The 7,389-nt window shown below is 38.1% G+C and carries 8 protein-coding genes; 3 read left to right on the top strand and 5 right to left on the bottom strand.

The genetic code is table 11. From position 1 onward, the window contains the following. Positions 1 to 234: 234 nt before the first annotated feature. From rpsR to rpsF, 3 genes are read right to left on the bottom strand one after another with little or no spacing between them, the layout of a single operon-like run. Positions 235 to 474 (bottom strand): 30S ribosomal protein S18, encoded by a 240-nt coding sequence (rpsR, locus tag NXS10_RS04785; RefSeq protein ID WP_000068664.1) that lies wholly within the window; start codon positions 472 to 474, stop codon positions 235 to 237. 21 nt (positions 475 to 495) lie between these two features. Then, a complete protein-coding gene (locus NXS10_RS04780; protein WP_259138243.1) occupies positions 496 to 984 on the bottom strand; it encodes a single-stranded DNA-binding protein in 489 nt (162 codons plus the stop codon). A gap of 11 nt (positions 985 to 995) precedes the next feature. Then, positions 996 to 1,286 carry a 30S ribosomal protein S6 gene (gene rpsF, locus NXS10_RS04775; protein ID WP_259138241.1) on the bottom strand — a complete coding sequence of 97 codons (291 nt, stop codon included), beginning with the start codon at positions 1,284 to 1,286 and terminating at the stop codon, positions 996 to 998. A 576-nt stretch (positions 1,287 to 1,862) separates the two neighbouring features. Here rpsF and mutY point away from each other — a divergent pair. Next, positions 1,863 to 3,014, top strand: coding sequence for an A/G-specific adenine glycosylase (mutY, locus tag NXS10_RS04770; RefSeq protein ID WP_259138239.1), 1,152 nt, complete (start codon positions 1,863 to 1,865; stop codon positions 3,012 to 3,014). On the opposite strand, the gene NXS10_RS04765 is transcribed toward mutY, so the two are convergent. Continuing rightward, positions 2,995 to 4,260 (bottom strand): aminotransferase-like domain-containing protein, encoded by a 1,266-nt coding sequence (locus NXS10_RS04765; RefSeq protein ID WP_259138236.1) that lies wholly within the window; start codon positions 4,258 to 4,260, stop codon positions 2,995 to 2,997. The genes mutY and NXS10_RS04765 overlap by 20 nt on opposite strands. 88 nt (positions 4,261 to 4,348) lie before the next feature. Between NXS10_RS04765 and NXS10_RS04760 the strand changes: the two genes are divergently transcribed. Beyond that, positions 4,349 to 4,813, top strand: a complete 465-nt coding sequence (locus NXS10_RS04760) for an ECF transporter S component (protein WP_259138233.1) — start codon at positions 4,349 to 4,351, stop codon at positions 4,811 to 4,813. Between the two features lie 17 nt (positions 4,814 to 4,830). Here the strand turns inward: NXS10_RS04760 and NXS10_RS04755 are convergent, their stop codons facing one another. Continuing rightward, the gene (locus NXS10_RS04755) at positions 4,831 to 5,778 is read right to left on the bottom strand and encodes an AEC family transporter (RefSeq protein ID WP_259138230.1); all 948 of its coding nucleotides are present in this window, start codon (positions 5,776 to 5,778) and stop codon (positions 4,831 to 4,833) included. A gap of 146 nt (positions 5,779 to 5,924) precedes the next feature. On the opposite strand from NXS10_RS04755, the gene NXS10_RS04750 reads away from it, so the two are divergent. After that, positions 5,925 to 7,331: an amino acid permease gene (locus NXS10_RS04750; protein WP_259138227.1), complete on the top strand. Its 1,407-nt coding sequence runs from the start codon at positions 5,925 to 5,927 to the stop codon at positions 7,329 to 7,331. The last annotated feature ends 58 nt before the right edge of the window (positions 7,332 to 7,389 follow it).

Raw genomic sequence — 7,389 nt, 5'->3', positions numbered from 1 at the left:
CCTAAGCCTTGTCAACCCTTTTTTGAAACTTTTTCCAAAAAAAGTAACAAAATACAGGACGTCCGACAGCTCCATTAGTCTATCAAATTTTGATATACCTGTCAATGAAAATGGGAAATGTTTTTTAGACTTGATAACATCCTCTATGCACAACAGAATGTAACAAATCTACTAGCTGGTGGTATAGTTAATAATCAGATACATAAAAACCAACGGAAAGACCGTTGGTCAAAGTTAATCTTCATTCACGAAAGGCATCAATGCCATAACACGTGCACGCTTGATAGCAGTCGTTACTTTACGTTGATTTTTAGCTGAAGTACCTGTTACACGGCGTGGTAAAATTTTTCCACGCTCTGATACAAAACGACTAAGCAATTCAGTATCTTTATAATCAACATATTCAATTTTATTAGCTGCTATATAATCAACTTTTTTACGGCGTTTAAAACCGCCACGACGTTGTTGAGCCATATCTTTTTCTCCTTTATATTATTAAAATGGTAAATCATCGTCAGATATGTCTAACGGACTCGAGTTGCCAAATGGTGCATTGCTATCTCTAGCAAAATTTGGTGTACTTTGAGATGGATTTGAGTAGTTAGATGATGAAGAAGCATTATCTAAGCCACCATTGTAGCCACCGGCATTGCCTTCACGTACTGCACGACTTTCCAAAATCTGAAAATTATCAGCCACAACCTCCGTGACATAAACACGCTGACCTTGCTGATTTTCATAATTTCGAGTTTGGATACGACCAGTCACACCGATTAATGCACCTTTTTTAGCCCAATTTGCAAGATTTTCAGCCTGCTGACGCCAAATCACAATATTGATAAAATCTGCTTCACGTTCACCATTGTGATTCTTAAAATTACGATTAACCGCCAGAGTAAATGTTGCTACAGCTTGGTTACTAGGTGTGTAGCGAAGCTCTGCATCACGTGTCATACGACCTACCAGTACTACATTATTTATCATGAGGACACCTCTTATGCGTCAAGTTTAACAATCATATGACGAAGAATATCAGTATTGATTTTTGACAGACGGTCAAATTCATTGAGAGCTACAGCGTTATCAGCTTCAACGTTAATGATATGGTAAAGACCTTCACGGAAATCTTGAATCTCGTAAGCAAGACGACGTTTTTCCCAGTCTTTTGATTCAACAATAGTTGCACCATTGTCTGTCAAGATAGCATCAAAGCGTGCTACTAAAGCATTTTTAGCTTCTTCTTCAATGTTTGGACGAATAATATAAAGAATTTCGTATTTAGCCATTGATAGTTTTCCTCCTTTTGGTCTAATGACCCCAAGTCAAGCTAGGGGTAAGTGAGGTTTACTCACAATTTGGTATTATATCTTTTTTTAAGGATAAATGCAAGTATTTTTATATCTACATTAGCGAATATTTGCTTTTTTAAAAACCTAATAGCGTTATTTATTTTGAGATGTTACATAGAAGGTACTTCAAGAGTTTGCACATTATCACACTAAAAAGCCCACAGCTATACTTAACCATGAACTTTAAAAATATTATCATAAGGAGGAAATCCACTTATCACCGTTACGATAGCGCCCTTTGTTTAGCATCAACATATGCACCACCTCCTATAACAAAACATCAATCTACATATTCCCTACCTTATCAGCATTTGTAAAGCTTTCCCATTTTGCCTACCTCAAATAAAATCACCATTTTTATACCGAGATTTATTTTGATTCATCATATGAACATCTCCTGTGCCTACCCTTACTTCATACTTCAATTATAAAGTAAGCGTTTTCTTTTGTCAAGGATTTTCTTTGAAAAAGTCCCAAAACCTTGTTACCTGAGATATTTGCTATAATAAAAGTATGATTGATTTTAAAAAATATAATATCGAAATGTGGGATAATCAAAAGATTGAAAGTTTTCGAAAAAATTTGCTTGCTTGGTATGATAGAGAAAAACGTGATCTGCCTTGGCGACACACAAAAAATCCCTATCATATTTGGATTTCTGAAGTCATGCTCCAACAAACACAAGTAGCCACAGTTATTCCTTATTATAAACGCTTTTTAGAATGGTTTCCAACCATATCTGATTTGGCAGTTGCCAACGAGGAGAAACTCCTCAAAGCTTGGGAAGGTTTAGGTTACTACTCTCGTGTTCGTAATATGCAGACAGCAGCGCAACAAATCATGACTGACTTTGACGGATGTTTTCCTGACACTTATGAAGATATCGCTAAACTAAAAGGCATTGGTCCTTACACAGCTGGTGCAATTGCTAGTATCGCTTTTGACCTAGTCGAACCAGCTGTGGATGGTAATGTTATGCGTGTAATAGCACGTCTATTTGAAGTCAATTATGATATTGGTAATCCTAAAAATCGAAAAATCTTTCAAGCTATTACCGAGACATTGATTGACCCCAAAAGACCTGGAGATTTTAATCAAGCTCTCATGGACTTAGGTGCTGACATTGAATCTGCTAAAAACCCTCGTCCAGAGGAAAGCCCTGTTCGCTTTTTCAGTGCAGCCTATCTCCATGGTACTATGAAAAAATACCCTATCAAAGAACCTAAGAAAAAACCTAAACCTATACAGATTCAAGCTTTTGTCATCACAAACAATAAGGGAGAATATTTACTCGAAAAAAACGAGAGTAATCGTCTCTTAGCTGGCTTTTGGTCCTTTCCACTTTTAGAAACACAAATAGTCGCACAGCAACTTTCTTTATTTGAAATAGAAAATAAAGAATCGTCTACTTTATCCCAAAAAACGCTGTTTGAAAAAGACTATCACTTGCAGCCCAACTGGTTAGAGCAAAAATTTCCACTAATCACACATACCTTTAGCCATAGACGTTGGCTGATGGAAATCATCACAGGTACTGTCACTAATGATAAACTAGCTGATAACAAAACGCTAGTTTGGGTGCCACAAAAAGATTTAAAAAACTATCCCCTTGCAACACCACAGAAAAAACTAATGGCAAGCTATTTTAAGACAAGTCATCTCTGATTAAATCTAAGACTTGTTCTAACTTATCAGCACTAGAGATTTGCACAACACACTGTTCCTTTGGGTTGATATAAAAATCTACTAAAGAGTCTGACAAACTGATGAGTTTTGTTTTCTTACTTTTTTGTTGCACAGCTGATATATCTAATAAAACATGGTTATAACGGACACAGTGTGCAGGAAGATTTTCCCTAAAACTCACTAACGCTTTTCCTTCTTCAATCTGATTGTGATACCGTTCCTTGAGATAATGGGTGTTTTTAGCATACATGCCATTATTAATATAAAGAGCTAGCGCTTTTTGTAAAATCAAGTTAGTATCATAGTCCATCAGTTTCTTGTAATTAATAAAAGCTTTCTTTAAACAAGTCGGAAGGCAAACAACTGCCAATCGAAGTGCTGGAAAAATGGTATTAGAAAACGATTTAAGGTAAATGACACGATCAAATGTATCATAATAATGAAGTGGTGCCTTTTCAGCAAAGTCAGACATATAGTCATCCTCAACTAAGTATACATCATATTTCTCTGCTAAAAAAATCAAGCGCTCCATATCCTCAGGTGTATAAGATGTCCCTAGGGGATTTTGTAGTCTCGGCATGAGATAAAAAAACTTAATAGACTTTGTTTTAAATAAGGCTTCCAAGCGCTCAAAGTCCACGCCTCCTAGCGTCCTTGAAATCGTCTGATAAGAAAGCGACAGTTGACCTACTAAGTCAACCATCCTATCATAGGTCGGTTGCTCTAGTAAAATATCCATTTTGCCATTTGGAAAAGCTATCTGGGTTAAAATATAGAGCGCTTGTTGTGTTCCAGCTGTAATAACAATCTGCTCACGCTTAGTATAAACGTCTCCCTCAAGAAATAATTGATGCGTTGCATTTATCAATTCGGAAAGCCCTTCTTGTTTATGAAAATAGTTGAAAAGGTAACTTTCACGTCCAATCAGGGTTTCATTGAGGCAAATCCTAAAATCTTCGTAAGCTATATTAGCAATTTCAGAATCAGGTAAATCTAGGGGCTCAACTTTTTGATAGGGATTTTCAAAAACATAATAACCAGACTTTTCAATCGCATGAATGTAATGCTCATAACGTAAATCTAAGAGAGCCTTTTGTACCGTATCTTTGTTACACATGAACTGCTTAGCTAGCTGACGTATAGAGGGGAGTTTGTCACCTGCTGTTAAATTTCCTTTTTTAATTTCCCCTATGATATAGGATTTTATCGCATCAGATTTTGTCATCTGTCCCCACACACTTTCTTTTTTTGTCTATTGTACTTTATTTAGATTTCATTTACAATCAAGTCATTAAAAATTGTAGGAGATATTTATGACGTCTAATCGTACACGAACATTGACTTTACTTGCTATTTTAACTGCTTTATCTGTAGTTTTAGGGCGATTTGTCATGATACCAACACCAACAGGCTTTCTCACATTACTTGATGCAGGCATTTACTTTACAAGCTTTTACCTTGGAAGTAAATCTGGTGCTATTGTCGGTGGTTTATCTGGTTTTCTTATTGACCTTTTAGCAGGTTATCCTCAATGGATGGTTCATAGCCTGATTGCTCATGGTTTGCAAGGGTACTTTGCTGGCTGGACTGGAAAGAAACGCTTTTTAGGGCTAGGTTTAGCAAGTTTTGTCATGGTTGGTTGGTATGTGATAGGCTCTTTAATTCTTGGACAAGGGTTGGGTGCTGCTCTTTTTGGCATATGGGGAAACCTTGCTCAAAATTTCTTTGGCATGCTTGTTGGTTATTTAGCTTATCAGTTTTTAGTAAAAAAAGGATAGGCAAGAGCTTATCCTTTTTAAACACCTAAGAGAGCTACGACAATTGGAATCACGACAACAAATAAGAGTGTTGAGGTGGTAACAATGTTAGTTGCATATTCAACATCTCCGCCTGCTTCATTGGCAAGAATCGGCAAAACAGCGAGTGCTGGGACGGAGGCTTGGACAACGTAAGTTTTGTACTCATCTGCTGGAAGCCCTTTACCAAACAACCCTAAAATAACAACAGTCACAAGAGGCAAGACAAGGTAGCGTCCAATCAGAGCTAAAATCGTATCACGATTAAAGGTAATACTGGATAATCCAGCTTTAGCGAGCACAATCCCAATGTAAATCAAAGATAGTGGTGTGACTAGATTGCCCAGATAAGTCAGCGTGTTGGTCGCAAAGTCAGGCACTGGAATGCTAAACAGCAAGAAAACGAGTGCCACTAAAAATCCAATCAGAGGTGCAGGTAGGAGTTTTTTCCAATCAAAACCACCTGATTGCTTGCTATAACCCTCTTTGCTATCACGCGCAATCAGTAAAGCACCGAACGCCCATGTTGAGACCGTATTTGTGATATAGTAAACCAAAAAATAGGGGAGAGCTTTATCACCAAAAAGAGCGACATTAAGGGGAAGCCCGATGAAAATAGTGTTAGCATTTGCAACCGTATTGATAAACACTCCGCGACGTCCTGAGCGAACCTTAAAAAGCTTGACTGCTATAAAGGCAATGATATAGCCGATAATAACAGAACCAAAAGTATAGAGGAGACCTGGCGCTACTTGGATAAGCTTAGAAAAAGTCAGATACTTAAGTACCGATACAAATATAGAGGCTGGCAGAGCGACATTCATAATCAATCTTGAAATATTTGCCGCAAAAGTCTCTCCAAACCAGTTTTTTTGATAAAGATAAAATCCAAGAGCAATTAAAAAGACTATCGGAATAATACTTTCAACGGATGTTAGTAAAATCATCTCATAACCTTCTTTTCACATTATTGTAACCATTCTATTGTACCGTAAATTTTTATGATGTCAATCAAAACCGTTCTTGCGTGAAATTGAAATTACCCACAATATTTAGTATAATAGAGGCTAAAATATATAGAAAAGGAATACTCATGTCAAACAAACAAAGAACAAACACGGATACTGAACATTTGAAAAATGGGATGGTTCGTGGTCTCCAAAGCCGTCACGTCCAACTCATTGCCATCGGAGGTACAATTGGAACTGGGCTTTTCCTAGGAGCAGGTAGCTCCATTTCCCTCACTGGTCCGTCTATTTTATTGGTTTATCTCATTACCGGTGCTTTCATGTTCTTTATGATGCGAGCCATGGGAGAGATGCTCTATCAAGATCCTGATCAGCATACCTTTATCAACTTTGTTACACGTTATTTAGGACAGGGATGGGGCTATTTTGCAGGTTGGTCTTACTGGGTTTCTCTTATCTTTTTAGGAATGGCTGAGATTACTGCTGTTGCCAAGTATATGCAATACTGGTTTCCTACTTGGCCTTCTTGGATCATTCAGGTTGTCTTTTTAGCACTCCTAACTGCCGTCAACCTCATCGCTGTGAAGGTTTTTGGGGAAACGGAGTTTTGGTTTGCTATGATTAAGATTACCGCTATTTTAGCCTTAATCGCCACAGCTATTATCATGCTAGTGACTGGATTTCAAACGCCTGAAGGTGCTGTCAGTCTAAACAATATTTTCCATCATTTTGAGTGGTTCCCCAACGGCTGGATGAAATTTCTCGTTTCTTTCCAAATGGTTTTCTTTGCCTATCAGGCAATCGAGTTTGTCGGTATTACCGTCTCTGAAACTGCCAATCCACGAAAGGTTCTGCCAAAGGCGATTCAGGAGATTCCCATGCGCATTGTCATTTTCTATGTGGGAGCCTTGATTGCGATTATGACCATCATCCCTTGGCGTGCTTTTTCTAGTGGAACTAGTGGTTTAGAAAACTCACCATTTGTCATGGTCTTTCAGTTAGTTGGTTTCAAATGGGCGGCTGCTCTGATTAATTTTGTCGTCCTCACCTCAGCAGCTTCTGCTCTCAATTCAACGCTCTACTCAACTGGTCGCCACCTCTATCAGCTAGCCACTGAATCACCAGCCAAATGGATGAATCAGACAAAAATCAACAGGCTATCACAGGCAGGCGTCCCAAGTAAGGCGATTATCTTCTCAGCTGTTGTTATCGCAGCGTCTGCTCTTATCAGCATGATACCTGCTATTAAAAACACCTTTACTCTCATCACCGCCTCTTCATCAGGAGTCTATATCGCTATCTACATTCTAACGATGATTGCCCATCTCAAATACCGTGAGTCTAGTGACTTTATGGCAGATGGTTACCTCATGCCAGCTTATAAGTTTCTAAACCCTCTAACAATCGCCTTTATGCTCTTTGTCTATACGATTCTGTTTTTACAAACAGACACCATTGTCGGGGCGATTGGTTCTCTTATCTGGATTGTCCTCTTCGGTATTTATAGTCAATTGCGATTTAAAAAGGTATAGACAGGGTAAAAATGATTTCAAAAAGAGCGTCCGAAAATCGGACGCTCTTTTTGAAATC

The sequence above is a fragment of the Streptococcus sciuri genome (genome assembly GCF_024814375.1).
Classification (GTDB): domain Bacteria; phylum Bacillota; class Bacilli; order Lactobacillales; family Streptococcaceae; genus Streptococcus; species Streptococcus sciuri.
This window is presented reverse-complemented; position numbering and strand designations above follow the sequence as displayed.